General features: G+C 58.6%; 15 protein-coding genes and 1 tRNA gene. 7 read left to right on the top strand and 9 right to left on the bottom strand.

The genetic code is table 11. The annotated features are described in order from the left end of the window. Nucleotides 1-63: 63 nt before the first annotated feature. Nucleotides 64-2,028: a DICT sensory domain-containing protein gene (locus NW845_RS00080; RefSeq protein WP_414376156.1), complete on the bottom strand. Its 1,965-nt coding sequence runs from the start codon at nt 2,026-2,028 to the stop codon at nt 64-66. Between the two features lie 154 nt (nt 2,029-2,182). Between NW845_RS00080 and NW845_RS00075 the strand changes: the two genes are divergently transcribed. After that, entirely contained in the window at nt 2,183-2,641 is a 459-nt protein-coding gene (locus tag NW845_RS00075) for a 2TM domain-containing protein (RefSeq protein ID WP_414366426.1), read from the top strand. 95 nt (nt 2,642-2,736) lie between these two features. Continuing rightward, nucleotides 2,737-2,807 (top strand) — tRNA-Gly (locus NW845_RS00070). A 389-nt stretch (nt 2,808-3,196) separates the two neighbouring features. On the opposite strand, the gene NW845_RS00065 is transcribed toward NW845_RS00070, so the two are convergent. The 5 genes from NW845_RS00065 to hisN all read right to left on the bottom strand — a co-directional run bounded on the left by NW845_RS00065 (nt 3,197) and on the right by hisN (nt 10,986). After that, nucleotides 3,197-5,890: a tetratricopeptide repeat protein gene (locus NW845_RS00065; protein WP_414376154.1), complete on the bottom strand. Its 2,694-nt coding sequence runs from the start codon at nt 5,888-5,890 to the stop codon at nt 3,197-3,199. Nucleotides 5,891-5,904: 14 nt separating this feature from the next. Further along, nucleotides 5,905-7,059, bottom strand: coding sequence for a class I SAM-dependent methyltransferase (locus NW845_RS00060; RefSeq protein WP_414376152.1), 1,155 nt, complete (start codon nt 7,057-7,059; stop codon nt 5,905-5,907). Nucleotides 7,060-7,422: 363 nt separating this feature from the next. Next, complete coding sequence (locus NW845_RS00055; RefSeq protein WP_414376150.1) at nt 7,423-8,199, bottom strand: hypothetical protein; 777 nt, start codon at nt 8,197-8,199, stop codon at nt 7,423-7,425. A gap of 9 nt (nt 8,200-8,208) precedes the next feature. Beyond that, nucleotides 8,209-9,123, bottom strand: a complete 915-nt coding sequence (locus NW845_RS00050; RefSeq protein WP_414376148.1) for a radical SAM/SPASM domain-containing protein — start codon at nt 9,121-9,123, stop codon at nt 8,209-8,211. Between the two features lie 1,068 nt (nt 9,124-10,191). Further along, a complete protein-coding gene (gene hisN / locus NW845_RS00045; protein WP_414376146.1) occupies nt 10,192-10,986 on the bottom strand; it encodes a histidinol-phosphatase in 795 nt (264 codons plus the stop codon). 63 nt (nt 10,987-11,049) lie between these two features. Here hisN and NW845_RS00040 point away from each other — a divergent pair, with 63 nt between their 5' ends. Further along, the gene (locus NW845_RS00040; protein WP_414376144.1) at nt 11,050-11,682 is read left to right on the top strand and encodes a biotin transporter BioY; all 633 of its coding nucleotides are present in this window, start codon (nt 11,050-11,052) and stop codon (nt 11,680-11,682) included. 141 nt (nt 11,683-11,823) lie between these two features. Beyond that, complete coding sequence (locus NW845_RS00035; protein WP_414376142.1) at nt 11,824-12,264, top strand: hypothetical protein; 441 nt, start codon at nt 11,824-11,826, stop codon at nt 12,262-12,264. Between the two features lie 111 nt (nt 12,265-12,375). On the opposite strand, the gene NW845_RS00030 is transcribed toward NW845_RS00035, so the two are convergent. Next, nucleotides 12,376-12,492 carry a photosystem II reaction center protein I gene (locus NW845_RS00030; RefSeq protein ID WP_011431538.1) on the bottom strand — a complete coding sequence of 39 codons (117 nt, stop codon included), beginning with the start codon at nt 12,490-12,492 and terminating at the stop codon, nt 12,376-12,378. A 265-nt stretch (nt 12,493-12,757) separates the two neighbouring features. Between NW845_RS00030 and NW845_RS00025 the strand changes: the two genes are divergently transcribed. Beyond that, nucleotides 12,758-13,006: a serine aminopeptidase domain-containing protein gene (locus NW845_RS00025; protein ID WP_414376141.1), complete on the top strand. Its 249-nt coding sequence runs from the start codon at nt 12,758-12,760 to the stop codon at nt 13,004-13,006. Between the two features lie 24 nt (nt 13,007-13,030). Next, complete coding sequence (gene hemB / locus NW845_RS00020) at nt 13,031-14,020, top strand: porphobilinogen synthase (protein ID WP_414371267.1); 990 nt, start codon at nt 13,031-13,033, stop codon at nt 14,018-14,020. A gap of 9 nt (nt 14,021-14,029) precedes the next feature. Here hemB and NW845_RS00015 read toward each other — a convergent pair whose 3' ends face one another. Continuing rightward, nucleotides 14,030-14,392 carry a hypothetical protein gene (locus NW845_RS00015; RefSeq protein ID WP_414376139.1) on the bottom strand — a complete coding sequence of 121 codons (363 nt, stop codon included), beginning with the start codon at nt 14,390-14,392 and terminating at the stop codon, nt 14,030-14,032. A 477-nt stretch (nt 14,393-14,869) separates the two neighbouring features. Here NW845_RS00015 and NW845_RS00010 point away from each other — a divergent pair, with 477 nt between their 5' ends. Beyond that, a complete protein-coding gene (locus NW845_RS00010; RefSeq protein WP_414376137.1) occupies nt 14,870-15,799 on the top strand; it encodes a TIGR01777 family oxidoreductase in 930 nt (309 codons plus the stop codon). A 147-nt stretch (nt 15,800-15,946) separates the two neighbouring features. Here the strand turns inward: NW845_RS00010 and NW845_RS00005 are convergent, their stop codons facing one another. Further along, complete coding sequence (locus NW845_RS00005) at nt 15,947-16,351, bottom strand: cation transporting ATPase C-terminal domain-containing protein (RefSeq protein ID WP_414376135.1); 405 nt, start codon at nt 16,349-16,351, stop codon at nt 15,947-15,949. Nucleotides 16,352-16,525: the final 174 nt, after the last annotated feature.

The following is a 16,525-nucleotide window of genomic DNA, read 5'->3' as shown; positions in this document are numbered from 1 at the left end:
TGGCAGTTTACATTTGCCGGCTGGGATCCCAGGTCAGCGCAGCAGACCTTCACTTCTTAGGGTTCAGGCGGCCATCGAGGGTTGTCTTTGGGTTTGTGGGTTGGCTATCGGCAGGGTGAAGTGGAAGGCACTGCCCTGGTTGATCCCTCCCGATTCGGCCCAGATGCGCCCCCCCATCGCCTCGATGATCAGCCGGCAGATGGCCAGCCCCAAGCCCGTCCCGCCCACGGAACGGCGCAGGGATCCCTCTGCCTGGTAAAACCGCTCGAAAATGACCTGTAAGCGCTCCGGTTCAATGCCGCGTCCACTGTCGGCCACAGTAAATCTCACCATCGCTTCTCCAGGTTCGCCGGCTGATGGCTCCACCTCTGCCCGGATCCAGATCCGCCCGCTGGGAGGAGTAAACTTGCAGGCATTGTCCAACAGCTTGCGCAAGAGCTCCACCAGCCATTCCCCATCCGCCTTGACCATCGGCAGCCGTCTGGGCAGCGCCTGCTCGATGGTGGGTAACTCCTCGTGCCGCCGTCGCGCTTTGACGTTGCTCAGGGCCAGCTCCACGCATTCTTGGGCAGACAACGGCTCGATATGCCAGCGAACGCGACCGCTTTCCAGCTTGGAGAGGGTGAGAAAATCCTGCACCAACTCCCGCAGCCGACCGGCATCTTGCAGAGCTGCATTCAACATCTCCTGGCGCATCTCCAAGGGCATATGAGGATCGCTGGCCAACGACTCCAGACACACTTGAATGGTGGACAAAGGGGTGCGCAGCTCGTGCCCGATCACAGCGATCAGCTCCGACTTGGCCCGATCCAGATCCTGCAATTGGCGATTCAGCTCTTCCAGGTGCTGGTAGGCTTCTGCCTGTAAGAGGGCCACCCCCACTTGATTGGCAATGGCTTCTGCCAACTCCAGAGTGGCCGGCTGCCAGCGGCGAGGGTGTTCGTGGTGCAGCTCCAAGAGGCCCAGCAACCGCCCCTGATAGAGAATCGGCAGAGCCACCCAAGCGCGAATTTGGGCCGGCTGCCACAGCTCCGGCAGGCAATGCAGACGCGGATCCTTCTGGCTGTCCTCGCAACACACCAGGTGTGCTGAGGCCATTGCCTCCTGCAGAAAAGGGTTACTTTGCACGGGCCAAAGGGATCCCTTGAGGCTGCCCATTCTCAGGGTGTGATACTCGTGCTCGATCTGGACAGCAGGAACCTGGCCATCGTAGCGGTAGATCAAACAGCGCCCCACTCCTGCCGCTTGCCCCAATTCCTGCACCGCAATGGTCAGGATATCGCCGGGATGCAAAGACTGGCGAATGGCGCTGCTGATGCGGTTGATCAAGCGTTCCTTGCGCTCTTGAGCCTGAATGGTGCGATAGGCCCGCTGCAGCTTGTATTGGCCTGCCTGAAGATAGGTGATCAGCCGCTCTGTAAAGGGCCCTGGGTTCAGTTGGCTGGCGGAGTTTTGCGGGGATCCCTCCAGGTACTGGCGAGCCGGCTCCAAGCGAGGAGCCAGATCCGGACGGTAAGCGAGGATCTTCGGCAACAGAGCCAAAGCCGCCTGGGCGGCGATCAGGCGCTCAAATGACCAGATGCCGTCGAACTGCCGCGCCGCATCGATATCGCTGCCTTGCCAGGGCCGCTCCCGACACACCAAGCAGGTGGCATAGTGGGCGTCGATAACGATCAAATGCCACTCCTGAGCCAGTGGATCCTCCGGATCCAGGGGGATAAAGTTAGGGGGCAGGTCAGCCTGAGCCCCATCGGGGGTAGCCAGCACAAACACATCTTGGGCAACCGCGCTGATGCGACGGTAGCGCCGCGCCTCCTGGCGGTAGTAGCGCTCTTTTTGAAAATTGGCGAACACCCACGGGGATCCCTGACCTTGCAACACCTGATCCTCGATGGCATGGCTAAGGGCAACCAGAGAAGACTTGAAATAAAGCTGCGGGCGCAGATGGGGCACGGCCTGTAGCAGATCGCTCAATAGGGAAGTCCGACTCTGACGGCTCTGGCGGGATCTAGGGCGGGTAGAAGTCATAGCCCTATTGGCAAGTTCGGTTGGCAAGGAGTAACTTAGCCGTGGAGAAAGCGCCTGGCGGGCTGGCCTAGGTTTAGTCTAGCGGTTGGCTTCTGCAGCAAGGCGAACTTAACGAGCTGCAAGATCTGGCTAACTTGGACTAAGAATTGTAAAGTTGCGTGTAGACTCAATGTCGGGATCCCGGTACAGCCAAGAAGACGTGCAGCAGATCCTCCAGCGGGCCATTGCCCGCCAGCCGCGCCTGGGCGAGTTTACCCGCGCCCAGTTGCAGGAGATGGCCGCCGAACTGGGGATCTCACCCCAAGAGCTGGACTTGGCCGAGCAGGAATGGAAGGCTTGGCAAGAGCTGAACAACCAGCATCGCGAGTTCCAGCGCTACCGCCGTCGGCAGTTTTACCAGTTGCTGGGCCGATACGCAATTGTCAACAGCTTTCTGCTGGGCTTGGACTGGCTTTCCGGCGGGGGGCTATCTTGGTCGCTGTTTATACTCATGGGCTGGGGCTTGACAGTTTCCCTCAAAGGCTGGAACGCCTACCAGACGGAGGGGGAACGCTACGAGAGAGAGTTTCGCCAGTGGCAGAAGAAACGTAAGAAGCAGCTCCAGCGTCGATGAGAAACATCTCGTCTCTCTGCTTTGAGCAGAGGTGGTCTTAGAAAGAGGCTAGCGGCAAATGCTAGTATAGGTACTTGGCAGAGGCAGATGCCTGTGCGGGCGTAGTTTAATGGTAAAACCGCAGTCTTCCAAACTGCTGTTGTCGGTTCGATTCCGTCCGCCCGCTTCCAGCCGGTAGATCCTGAACTAAGCCGCAAAACTGGCTCCAGATAAGCCCTTTCAGACCTAAAACCTCAGTTGAGGGTAAAGCCAAGTTTGGGGTAGAAGAGGGTAAGTTGGGTGCGTAGAGTGATCGCAAAATGATCGCAAGGAGAGAGCCAAAGGAAGTTGTCTACGTGACTCAAGACAAGGGTTGGCTGCGTCTGACTTGAACGTAGCAGGGCCGGCGCTACCGCACGTCGATGGGGGTGCCGGACATGGCAGCAGGTGGTGGCCCTAGACAGGGAGCTAGAGCTTGGCACTGCTCCGGTGTCCCGTTGAGTAGCTGGTAAGGATACGGGGGAGCTTGTTTTCTGCCCACGAGCAGAGGCAGCAACTCCGCACCCCTTGGGAATTTCAGCTCCCAGGGTCGGGGGGTGGCACCCGAAAACCGCTGGGCAGCTTCTCTCCACGGGCAGCCGCTTCCAGCGCCGCCAGGAGAAAGGTCTCGAACTGACGCACGACCTGCAGGTCGTTGTACAGGTGCGCTTCGGCTGCTTCTACGGCCTTGGTGGCAAAAGCCAGACAGCGCTCCTTGTCGCGGCCAAAAGCAAGGGCTGTGGCCGCATAGGCGTCGAGGGATGGGGCAATGGGCGCTATCTCGGCAATCCCCATCTGCTCATAGGCTGCCGCCACAAAACGCCCACGGGCAAAGCGCCCAGGCCAGGTGACAATGGGTTTGCTGTAGGCCATGGCCTCGTAGAGAGTGTTGCCTGAGCCGAAATGGATAGGATCCAGCAGAACGTCACAATGGGCCACCAGCGTCATGAAGCGAGCAAGGGGCTGGCGCGGCACAAAGCAGACCCGTTCGTTGAGGATGGGGGCGCTCTTTGCCCAGCGGGCCCTAAGCTGGTCGTTCCAAGTCTTGGCCCAGCTGTCGACGAGGACAATGTGGCCATCGGGATCGCTCTCGGCAATGGCTGCTAGCACCGCGTCGAAGTCAGGGTGAAGCTTAAAAAGCGATTGCGGGCAGCCGTAGAGCCTGCCGCGCTCAGGCAGGCCCAGTTCTGCGCGTGGGGGAATTTGCCGTGGCAAGCTGAAAAGTTGGTAGCAGAAGGGCAGGCGGGCAAAGCGCACCAAGCGCTCGCTGTAGTACGCTTCCGCCCCTTCTGGCTCCATTGGCGCATCGGCCCCCAGGAAGTAATCGATTGTATCGAGGCCAGTGGTATCCGGGTGGCCGTAGCTAACCATCTGCACCGGCGCAAGCCGCGCATAGGCCAGGAAGTAGGTGGCCATCGACATGCCGATGTCGGGATAGAAAAGAGCGTCCAGTTCAAGGGCTGCAACCTGCGCCTGCCACTGGGGCAGTAGGCCGCTGAGAACCACCACTCGGTCGCAAGCAGCCTCTAACATAGCCCGCACCGAGTCGCGACGGGCTTGCGGTGGGTAGATGAGGATAACTTCAAAACGCGAGCGGTCAAGCTGACGCAAAAGGCCCTGGTAGAGCTTGCCGATGGTGTGGCCGACAAGAAACTTTGAGCAAAAGCCAACGCGGATGCGCCGACCAGCAGGGAAGTGCCAACGGGCAACATGCGGTGCTTCAAAATTGAGCTGCGGCGCCTTGGCTCGAAAGAGCTGGCAGAGCATCTCCATGAGTGGCCGGTCGTCGGCGTTGTGGTAGGCAAGCTCGAAGGAAAGGGAGCGTCTGAAGAGTTGGGTCGGGTCTTCCAGGGTTCCAGGCAAGGCCAGCAAACTCCGCAGACCCTCCTGATAGCGTGCCCGCCAGTGGGCGATAGCGGCCTGTGACTCTAGGATGGAGGGTAGCCAAAGCCGGCCCTCAATCTGCGCCGCAAGGATCTGCTCGGCAGCATTAGGGGGTTGCGGCCTGCATTGGCGCGCGGCCTGCAGCACTTCCTCTGCTTCTGCATCTCTTTCTTGAGCTGCCAAGGCAAGCGCTAGACCCAGATAGGCAGCAAAGTGGTGGGGATCTTTTTGAAGGGCAAGACGGGCAAAGCTCTCTGCTTCCTGAAAGAGCTCTAAATTGAGGTAGACTTCTACCTTGCCCAGCAAGCCCTCAGGGAAGTCGGGGCGAAGGGCCAAGGCTTTGTCGTAGTAATCCAGGGCCTGGGAAAAGTTGCGCTCTCCTACCTCCATTCTCCCAAGCAAGAGGAGCGCTTCCACCCGTTGGGGATTGAACTGCAGCGCTGCTTGGTAGGCGTTCTTGGCCCGCGTTCTTTCGCCACCCCCCAGCAGCGCACTCCCGTAGTTGAACCAGGCGTCGGCATAGGTCGGCCGGAGCTCGATGGCCCGCAAGGCAGCAGCTTGCGCTTCCGACCATTTGCCTATCTGCTGCAATAGAGCTGAAAAATTGCTGTATATCTCAGCATCCTCTGGATAGGCCTGGAGCGCCTGGCGATAGGTCGCCTCGCTTTCCACGTAGCGCCCTTGCTCTTGCAGAGATAGCGCCAGGGCAAACAGGGCGTTGCGCTCTTGGGGCTCAAGATCCAGAGCGCGGCGAGCCGCCTCTTCTGCTGCAACATACTCCCCCTGCTTCCAGCGCACGTTGGCAACAAGGGCCCAGGCCAGGGCAGAGTTGGGGTTTCTGGCCAGCACCTCCTGGGCTTTTTGCAAAGCAAGGGCCAGGTTGCCACAGTTGTAGGCCTCACTTGCTGCCTGCAGCTCGCTGACCTCCTCCTCGCTAAGGGTTCGAGTCGCTGGCACCGGGCTGGAGAGGGGGGCCTCTCCTGCCAGCTTGGTAGCGGCCAGCCGCGCGCTCCACTCGACAACCACTGCCTCTTCCAGGAGTCCGAGGGTGTGCCCATCGGCAAGTACCCGCTCGGCCTCCGCATATTCGCCACACTCCGTCAGCGCCTCAACCAGGGACAGCCAATACTGACCAACCGTTGGATTGGCGCTGACGGCGGTTACCAAATGGTGCAGGGCCGCCCGAGGCTGCCCCCGCTGGCGGGTAAGCTGCCCCAGCTTGTGGTGTGCCTCTGGGTGGCGAGGGACAGACCGTAGAACAGCTCGGTAGAGCCGCTCCGCCTCCTCCAGGCGCCCCTGCTGGTGATGGTTGAGGGCTTGCTGCAGCAGGTCGTCCAACTCTGACATTGCAGGGAAACTCCTCAAGTGCTCTTTTTCCCTTCCGGAAGGGCATAGGGATGGGTCGCGTGCCAGTAGTCAACCAACTGCCCTTGGTGCTCGATGAGAACCTGCTTTGGCGCTATCCCAAGGCTGGCCATCTCTGTCACAATGTCGGCAGCGCGCCATTGCGTCGGAATGATGACCACGTCTGGCGGTTGCTTGACCAGTTCCTCTCGGCTCACAATTCTCTGACCTACCCCGGGCACATGAGTGCCGACCTTGTTGGGATCCGAATCGACGACCAAGGGAAACTGCTCGGCCCTAACCCCAAAGTGGTGCATGAAGGCTGCCCCTTTCCCTGTACCTCCCCATATAGCAACCCGCAGGCCACTGCGGGCAAGCTCGTGAAGCTGGGCCGCAATCCTGCGCCGGGCCGCTTGGCTGCGCTGCAGGAATTGAGCTGCTGCTTCTGCTCGTAGCCGCCAATCGGGGGGTAGCCGGAGCTCCACGATGGCCAGCACCACTTCCCCATCGTAGGCATGCCACAAGCTCACAATGGCACCCACGCGCTGTAACAGGGTGCGCAGTGACTCGGTACTGAACTGCTGGGGGTGTTCGTAGTAAAAATCAACCAATCGGCCTGTAGAGAAGACCCGGTCGATACAAGGTACTTCAACGAGCAAGCGGACAGTCTTCTCACATTGACTCGCAGCCCACGCCAACTGCTGCAGGAAAGCTGCTGGTTGGCTAAAGTGCTCCAGCACGTGGCGCATCACCACCAGATCTGGCTGAAGGCGCAGCAGATCCTCAACCGGCTCAAAAAGCCGCGCCTCAAACTGGAAGTCGCGGGGGAAGTCGTCTGGTTGGTGGGGATCAAATCCGATGTAGTGTCCTTGCCGACGCGCAGCCAAGGCGCGCAGAAAGTGACCACAGCCGCACCCAATCTCAACCACTGTTGGCTTCTGGGGCAGGTAGGTCAACGCCTCATTAGCCAGTTGTGCCAGGTGCTGGTTCCACAGGATCCCAGCGTTGAACATGAGGTTGGGCTGGCTGGGGTAGGGAACATCCTCATAGCAGAAGGCGCGATTCCAGACATGGCCACAGGCAACGCACTGGACAAAGTCAAGCCGATAACGGGGCATTGACCGCGCCTCATGTTCAGTGCGCGGCCAGCCTAGGGTGGCAAGCGGCGCCATCCCTCCGTCAAAGAAAGGGTGGGCCGCTACTTCGCCGCATGCCGGGCAGGAGTCGGAGTAAAGGGGTGTCATTAGAAAAGCGCAGCACTGAGGCTATCGTACTATTACCCTGCAACAAACCCTGACCCTAGTCTGCAAGCTAGCCCCCACCCCAGTCCAGGCGGTCAAGAAAGGCCTTGGGAAGGGGATGGGGAGTCCAACGCGGCCAACCTGATTGCCCCATCTGGAGCTGCTGTAAACCAGCCCAGAGGCCCGTAGTTGGCTTGTCCTCTGCAGGCTACTGCTTCAGGGAAGCAAGCTATGGCCGTGGAGGAGTTTACTCCAGCACGGCGTATGACATGCACGTCGCGTAGGGGAAGCGGATCAGGATCGTAGAGCTTTCCAAGACTGTGCTGCCTCTTGGGAGAGAGTGCCAGCATAGTAGCCCTGAATCGGAAAGTGAAACGGTTGATCTTCAGCGGGCTTGCGCAGTACGCAGTAAAGCAGGGCATTGTGGCCAATCTGATTTTTGGTGGCTAGTTCGAGAATATCCTCGCGTTTCCATAGCTGCACAAACTTCAGTGGGTTGTATTCGACGTAGAGATAAGCCATTATCGTATAACCATTTGCCTGAGCTAGATCCCAGAAAAAAGTCGGTTGCACGTTGTAAAAACCATGGTCGAACCAGCCAGTAAAGGGCAGGCCATGGATCATCAAGCCACCAGGCAGTGTGTAGTCGTGTATGGTTTTCATTACCTGAGCAATGTTGAAGATGTGCTCGGCTGTGCCAAGGTTAAAAACAGCATCATAACGCTGGGGCAACTCGATAGGAAAATTGAGGTTCAGCTTGAGAGCTGTCTCCGTGCCGTGAAGATCCACCGCCGTCATGGAGCGCGGCTGCCAGAAGGTGCGCCAAAAGATCTTGGCAATCTCGAACAGCATTCCGGGGCGCTTGGCTTGAGTCATTTCATCGAGCTGACGGAAGAGGGCAGTACGTTCTTCCTCTTTGGCAAAGCGATAAATGTCTTGGCCAAGCTGCTCGACAGCCACGTCGCCATACCAGTTGGCTTCGCCCAGTTCCAAACAGTCTCCTCCAAGTGGAATGGCGTTTTGCTCCCGCATTTGGCGAAATAGGGTGTATTCGATGGCGGTAATAGCCATAAATCTCTCTCAGAGAAAATTGCAGCGGCGGCAGGGCTCGACACGCAGACGGTTGTCCACTGTTGTGCGCAGTCGGCGATAGCTTGGGCTGTTGTAGATGTCGAGGACATGCTGCTCCCGAACGTTGCCTATGGGGTAGCGTGCCTGGCCATCGGCGCAACAATGGGCTACCATACCCGTTGCTGTGATCGATATATCAAACCAGCGGGTGCAGGCTACAGGCGGCACTGCGGAAGGGGGCATGTCAACCTGGCCAAGCCAGTTCATACGTGGAAAAATGCTCACTTCAAACAAGGGATAAGTTGTCTTTACCCAGACAGCAAAATCTTTATCAACTGCCGTGCCGTCACCGACACGCGACAGCACAATGCGCATTGGCAAACGTCCTTCAGCTTTTGTTTTGTGCAGCATGTCCAGGCTTTCGCGGGTTCGTCTATAGGGCAACCTCATTGTTGCCTCATATTCGCTCGGGCGATGATCGTTAAAACTAACCCACAAGTAGCCAAGATTGGGGAACTGAGTCAATCGTTCCAAGATCCGCTCGTTGATGAGCGAAGCATTGGTAGTCAAGGTGATGGTAGCGTGTGGTAACTCAGACTGGAGGTACGTAAGCAAATCAAAAATCCGTGCATCCAAAAATGGCTCATTGACCTTAAAGGGGCTTAATTGAAAGCGATGAAGACGTGGAATGTCTTTAAGGTCGTTGACGATTTTCTCTATGAGAGCATCGTCCATCTTTGTCCCTTTTCTTTCTAGCGAAGGATAGGGACAAAAGTTGCAGGCAGCGTTGCAGCGCGCCATCGTTTCCAGATGGACGTGGGCTGGAAAGTCAATGTATGAACTCTCCCGCATGGCCAGAGCTCTTCTCTGATAGTCCAGTAAGTTAGGCGGAATTGGGCTCATTTCAACGTTCTCTTGAAGCATGGAATTTTCTCCTGCAATATCTTCCCTACTGATTACAACACTTCCACGCAAGCTCTAGTGTAGGGGCTCTGCACCATTAGCGGGAAGGCTGCTGCCTGTGTCTGTCATGAGCTACCCCAGCGCATGGGTGGGGTTCCCCCGCCTACCTGACGACAAGGCTTTTGTCTCTTCCCCTGCCCCAGTTGTTTCATCGTTTGCGGCAGCGGGACGGCGTCCATCCTGTGTACCGAGTCTGCGTTCGCAAAGCGTGGCGCTAGCCATAGTAGAGCTGAAGCATCCAAGACTCACGAGGCGGGTTCCCAGCCCTGGTTGGTAGCAACATCGAACATAACTCTCACCGACCCCCTGTCCCTCTCTATCGCAAAACCACAAGCAGACACAGACATGATGGCGGTACAGCTTGACTCTAAGTGTATTGTTTCGTGCGGCGGTGCTCTGGTACACCCAAAGTCAATCTAGGGGCGCTGTCCATTCCCACCGTCTATACAGGGGGGCACTCCGCGCGTTTTGTTGACCTAGCCAGCAATAGGTCGAGCTGCGCTGAAAGAAAGATTAGGGTAGCCAAGGTTCAGTATGGCTAGGTATGTCACGACGAAGGAGGCGGCCAGCTCTTTGTTCGATTCCTCTCCAGCAACAACGCTTGGCTTCTGAAGCTTATCTGGTCAGTAGGACTTGCTGCCCGCAACTTGCCCGCAAGACTAAAGGAACGCCGCAAAGCCTTACGCAGCAAGCGTTTGCGGGTATAAAACCGGCGGCTTCCAAACTGCTGTTGTCGGTTCGATTCCGTCCGCCCGCTTCCAGAAAACAAGCCTACTCTAGATGAGCACTCTCAGCCTTAAACCTTAGCTGGGGGTAGATTTAGGTTCTGAATTGGGGTCGAAAGCTGCCAATAGAGTGTCTAAGGGGTGGAAAAAGTTAGTAGCCACATACATTCCCTGTGGGATTTTGCTTTTGAGCTGGCGCTACTGGTTGTCGAGGGAGGTGCCGGACAGAGAACTTAGCTAGAGCTTTATCCGGCAATGAACTAACAATCGCTCTCCAAGGCTCGCAACCAATTTAGGCTAGGAACTACCCCTTGGAGCTTATTGCCGCTAAGGCCTGGCGATGTAAGTTGGAGTTGGCCGCCGCCAGCACTTCTCCCTTGGAGGTGCGAGTTAAGGGATCCCCCGCCCAGTCGGTAATCACACCGCCGGATCCCTCGATCACCGGCACAAGGGCGGCAAAATCGTAGAGGGCAAGGCCACATTCCATGACCAGATCGATGTAGCCGCTGGCTAAGAGGCCGTACTGGTAGCCGTCGCCGCCGTAGGAGGTGATGTGGACCAAGCGGCTGAGCTGCTGAAAGCGCTGCTGCTGGTCAGGCTGGGTGAACAAATCGGGGGTCGTGCAGCTTAGGTAGGCGCGGCTGAGGTCAGTGGTGGCTTTGGTGCGCGTGAGCTGTTGGGTAGAGGGGGTCATCCATCGGGTTGGTTGTCCCTGCACCCCTAGCCAGCGCTCACCCAACACTGGCTGATCGATGATGCCCAAGACAGGGCGGTCGTTTTCCAAAAGGGCAATCAAGGTGGCAAAGGTGGGTTTGCCAGCGGAAAAGGCAATGGTGCCATCCAAGGGATCCAAAACCCAGGTGTAAGAGGAACCGGTCTGGTGGAAACCAAATTCCTCGCCAAGAATGTTGTGCTCCGGCACATGGGCGGCTAGCAGGGCCCGCATTGCCCGTTCGGCTTCCCGGTCGGCTATCGTTACGATAGGGGATCTGGCCTCTTTGTACTCGGCCTGCAGCTCCCCGCGAAACAAAGGGCGAATCACCGCTCCGGCCGCGTCGGCTAGGGCCTGGGCTAAGGCAATCCACTCTGGCTTAACCACTCTCTTACCTACCTTATCGGGGCTGTATCCTCTCCTAGCATAAGGAAAGATTTTCCAGCGGCTATGCGCCCTGGCCGGCTTCTAACCCCTCTGGAATGGCTTTGGACGGCGATTGGGGTGATCTTGACCATTTTGGGCACCCTAACCCAGGTAAGCTTGCCGTCTCAGTGGCCAGGGGTGGGAGGGTATAGCTTTTCCCTACAAATTGGCGGCATGCTGCTGACGGCCTGTCTAGCGGGGCCGGTGGCGGCAGTGTGTGCCCAGATTGTCTATCTGGGATTGGGGTTGGCGGGGCTGCAGGTGTTTGCCCAGGGAGGCGGATGGCAATACCTGTACCAGCCCGCCTTCGGCTACCTGCTGGGCTTCCTGCCCGCGGCCTGGGCCTGCGGGACAATGGCCTTTCGACACACGGATCCTCACTTGCCGACCGCTTCCTTTCCCCCTCGCCGCAACCCCTACGTGCTGCCCAGCATCTCTGCGCCAGTGCGCCTGCAGGACTTGGGATCTGCCAGCTTGGCAGCTCTGGCCTTGGTTCACCTGACCGGAATTGTCTATCTTTTGGCCACCCAACCTTGGGATGGGGAGTTGCTGAGATTGATTGGCCTCTACTCAGGCTACACCTTGCCGGGGCAGCTCATCGTAGCCGGCTTTGTTGCTGTCATGGCCTTGATCCTGCGGCGCTTGCTGTTGTTTTAGCGCAAGAGATTCTCTATCTTTGCGCGATTGCGCATCTGCTCTAGGGCTGGAGCAGCAAAGATTAGCCTAGAGGCAAACTTGCCCCCGCGAGGGGACAAGGGGTTTCCAAGTTTCTGCAAAGTTTTGTGAGGAGAGACAAGAATGCGACGCGCTGTGCTAACTCTCTTGGCAACGGGCTTTCTAGCCACCCCTCTGACCGCCTGCGGCAACAGCGGCAGCTCTGGCGGATCGATTATCGTTCCACCCCAAAGCCCAACCGTTGCCTTTATCAATCCGCCTACCTCTGTGCGCATAGGCACCTCCACACCGGCTTTCACGGTGCAGGTGAGTGTGCCCGGCGGCGCCCGCTCAACCCAGTTTGTGGAACTGGAAACCTTTAACCCGCTTGGCACGCGCGTCCAAAGAGAGGTCTTTAACCCGCAGCAGGTTGGCTGCAGCCCAGGTGCCACTTTCTGTAGCTTCAACACCGACTTCCGGGTTGCTCCTGGCGATCTTGCCGGCGTTTGGCAGTTCCGCATCACCGCTTTCGATCAGCAGAACCGCTCTGGATCCCAGACTCTTCTGATTACAGTCTTTCAATAGGCAAACTAAGTCGCTGCTTTGGGTTGAGAGCCAAGCGAAAGCAGAGGGTGCATCAAGCACCCCCTTAAGGCGTTAGCCATGCTCACCAGGAACGCCCAAGCGCGGGATCCCTCATTCCATGTCCCGACGGTTGGGGTTGCGGGCAGGGTCGTTGCTCAAGAAACCAAAGACAAACAGTCCCACAAAAAAGATTACCACCGCGTAAACAGAGATTTTCAGTAACAGCATAGTTTCAGCAACCCGTTTCCAAGTGGATGAAGCGAACAAGCCACAAGGCAATGGTAGAGCAAAGACAGACTGCCACAGAGACGGGATCCCGTCAACCCTGAGGCTCAGCAAAAGTTCTTCACAAGATCATACCCCCCAGCAGCTCGTTATTCCCGCCCTTGGCCGCGATTTGTCCCGAAAACGCCTCGGACACTTGCCGGAAAAGGGCCGCAAAGCTCGGCCAGATAAGGATCCCTGGCAAGGGGCAAAATTGTTAAGAAATGTTTTGAAGCGAAAAGCAACATCGCGCTCCCTTAGCGACAGGGGTGTAACGCGGGCCAGATTTACAGCCGAGCTGGCGGGCAGTGGGCAGCGCTGCCTTGACCAAGCCCATTGGCCAGAACTGCCGGTTCTGGTGCTCTATACCTCCGCCGATATCGTTGTCAATCCTACCGGCGCCGTGGAGCTTGCCCGCCGGCTACCTCAGGGAGAGATCCACGATAACTCAGCCCCTAGCGACCTCATGGCAAAATAGAGACGCCCTCTTTCTCCTGCTCCTATGAGCCAAGACCTGATCTACCGTCCCCGCCGGCTGCGGCGCACCGAGGCCCTTCGCCAACTGGTTCAGGAAACCCACCTGCGGGTGCAGGATCTCATCTACCCCCTGTTTGTTATGGAAGGGGAGAACCAGCGGCAAGAGGTGGAGTCGATGCCCGGCTGCTACCGCTACACCCTGGATCTGCTCTTGAAGGAAGTGGAGGAGGCGGCCAACTTGGGGATCCCGGCTGTGGCCCTCTTCCCGGTGGTGCCCGAAGAAAAGAAAGACCCCACGGGGCGGGAATCCTTTAACCCAGAAGGGTTGATCCAGCGGGCGGTGCGGCGGATCAAGCAGGAGATCCCCGAAATCCTGGTGGTAACGGACGTAGCCTTGGATCCTTACAACAGTGACGGCCACGATGGCATTGTGCGGGATGGGGTGATCCTCAACGACGAGACGGTGGAGGTGTTGGTCAAGCAGGCCCTCTCCCAAGCAGAGGCGGGAACCGACGTTGTTGCCCCCTCTGATATGATGGACGGTCGCGTCGGCGCCATTCGCGAAGCCCTAGACGAGCAGGGCTATACCGACGTGGCCATCCTGGCCTACTCCGCCAAGTATGCCTCTGCCTTCTACGGCCCCTTCCGCGATGCCCTGGGATCTGCGCCCAAGTGGGGGGACAAGAAAACCTATCAGATGGATCCCGCCAACGCCCGCGAGGCCCTCAGGGAGGTGGAGCTGGACGAGGCCGAAGGGGCCGATATGGTGATGGTGAAGCCGGCCTTGGCCTACCTGGACATCATCTATCGGGTCAAGGAAGCGACGGATCTGCCCGTGGCCGCCTACAACGTGAGCGGCGAATACGCCATGATTAAGGCTGCCGAGCAAAAGGGCTGGATCGACGGCAAGAAAGTGATGATGGAATCGCTCTTGGCTATGAAGCGGGCCGGCGCTGACATGATCCTCACCTACTTTGCCAAAGAGGTGGCCTTGCTCTTGAAGCAGTCCTACTAGCTAGGTCAGCTACGGTCTCCCAAGCGGCTGGGGAGATTGTCCGATCCAGGCAGGGGAAACATTCTTCTCCTCATCGGCCACCAGGCTACTGGGATCCACCAGGCGCACCTGGAGTTGATCGGGCGGCACGCGGTTGAGACGTTCTTTGATCAGAGCCTGTTGTTGAAGGGGATCCATGCCGCGATCCACTTCTTCCTGCAGCCGAGAAAGCCGGGTTGAGAGAATTTCGATGTGATGCTCCAAAACCTGCAGGCGGTGGTGCTGGGCCAACTGTACTGGCAAGAGACGATATAGGCCGCCGAGGGCAGCCGCGGTAAAGAGGAAGTTTACCCCGATGCGACAGACCACTTCCCAGGTTTGCGGCTCTGGCACCGGCCGTTTCCGCAGATAGGACAAGCTTCTGGAGCGAGAAGCTCGAACGGGGATCGTTGGCTGGCTGGCAACCAGCGCTCCTTGCCTCCCTGCTCGGACTAGGGATCCCTGGGAGCGACTGGAAAGGGGCAGCCCAGGCCCAGCAACCTGCTCCACCTGTAGAGGCAAGGGGCGAGCCGGAGTGCGGGAAGAAGACTTGGGTGCCACGGGTAAAGGGAAGAAGGTAAGGGGATAAGGAACCGCTGCTGCTGCCAGGAAGCGCAGCTAGGGCTTATTGAAGCCGATTTTCCCAGGTATGTCAGGGGCTGGCCCCAGACTTTTTTCTTTTCCGTCTTTTCAGCGCCAACTCGGCATGGCCTGGGCTGGTTTTGCCATTCCCCCAAGACGACCACGGCCAAGACTGCAGACGCGCTAGGCTAGAGGTTCAAGGGGGGAATGCTCTGCACAGATCCCAGGGAGTTGGAGAAGGGAAGTCCTATGCGCATTGCCATCACGGGCGGGAGTGGTTTTATCGGGCGCCGCTTGGTGGCCCGCCTGCTGGAGCGGGGGGATCAGGTGTTGGTTTTGAGCCGCCGCCCTGAGCAGGCCCGCCGCGTTCTGGGAGCATCCCCCAACCTTAAGCTGCTGGGGTACGATCCCTACCAACCGCAAGCCTGGGCCTCAGCTCTGGAAGGGTACGAGGCCGTTGTCAACCTGGCCGGGGAGCCCCTGGCCTCTTCCCGCTGGACAGAAGCCAAGAAAAGAGAAATCCGCCGCAGCCGCGTGGAAACCACCCAGGCTCTCGTCCAGGCTCTTGCCTCCCTCGACCCAAAGCCCCAGGTGCTGATCAACAGCTCGGCAGTGGGTTACTACGGCTCCCGACCCGAAGGGGATCCCCTAACGGAGGCGGCTCCGCCAGGCCAGGGCTTTTTGGCAGAAGTCTGTCAAGCCTGGGAAGCCGCCGCCCGCCCGGCGGAGGAGCTGGGGATCCGCCTGGCCATCCTGCGCACGGGGATTGTCCTGGGGCCCGCTGGGGGAGCCCTGGCCCAAATGCTTGCCCCCTTTCAGTTTTTCCTCGGCGGCCCCCTTGGCTCTGGCAAGCAGTGGGTCTCCTGGATCCACCGCGACGACTGGGTAAGCCTGGTCTGCTTCCTACTGCAGCAGGGATCCGGTGTCTTCAACGCCACTGCCCCCAACCCCGTGCAGATGGAAGAGTTCTGCCGCACTTTGGGGCAAGTTTTGGCCCGCCCCTCGTGGCTGCCGGTGCCAGAGCTGGCCCTAGAACTGCTGCTGGGCGAAGCAGCTCAGGTGGTTCTGACGGGGCAGAGGGTGATCCCTCAGGCCGCGCTGCAGCTGGGTTTCACCTTCCAATATCCTCACTTAAAAGAAGCCTTGCAGCAAATCCTCATTCCCCAGGCCAACCGCTAGGCGCAGCTCTCTGGCAAAAAGCGAGAGGCAGGCCCTCACCGCCCCTTGCCAAAGATCTGGGGAAGACTCTCTGGATCCCAGCCCTAGAAAGCCTCTTGGAGACAGTAGCCATCCCTAGGGTGACTTCAGGCCAGCTGGAGGCACCTTTTAGGCTTTCCTAGGGGAGCGGGCCAGCGAGGCGCCTTCCGGATCCACCCGGTTGGCCAGCGCTGCAACCCCGATCATCGGCAAGCTCACCAGTAGACAGAAGCCCCACTGCGCCCAACTCAGGGGTGCTGTCTCGAAGAGAGTGTTGAACAGGCTCCATTGGCTAAAGAGGATCTGCAGTAGGATGGCCGCCCCAATGCCAATGGCAATAGCCGCCACATCCATTAAGCGTTCGTGGCGCTCCAACTGGCTGGCGCGCCCGCGGCCCAACAGGGTAGGGATAGCCTGGCTAAGGCTGAGCAAGTAGAGGATGCGCCCAATTACCAGCGCCTGAATGGCCATGCTGCGGGCCAGGTTGAGGTTGCCAGTGGTTTGTTCCATGTACTCGAAAACCCCGAAAATCAAGATCCAGATGAACTACCCCACCGCGCAGGCGGGTGGGGTTTCCTCACCCGCTTGACGGCGAGATTTTTGTCTCTTCCTCTGCCCCAGTTGCTTCATCGATCCCGTGTACCGGGTCTCTGAAGTAGAGCTGAAGCATCCAAGACTCACGAGGCGGGTTCCCAGCCCCGGTTGCTG

This window comes from Synechococcus sp. H60.2, from assembly GCF_047462315.1.
Lineage (GTDB): Bacteria > Cyanobacteriota > Cyanobacteriia > Thermostichales > Thermostichaceae > Thermostichus.
The sequence above is the reverse complement of the archived record's forward strand: the minus strand, read 5'-3'. Positions and strand labels throughout refer to the sequence as shown.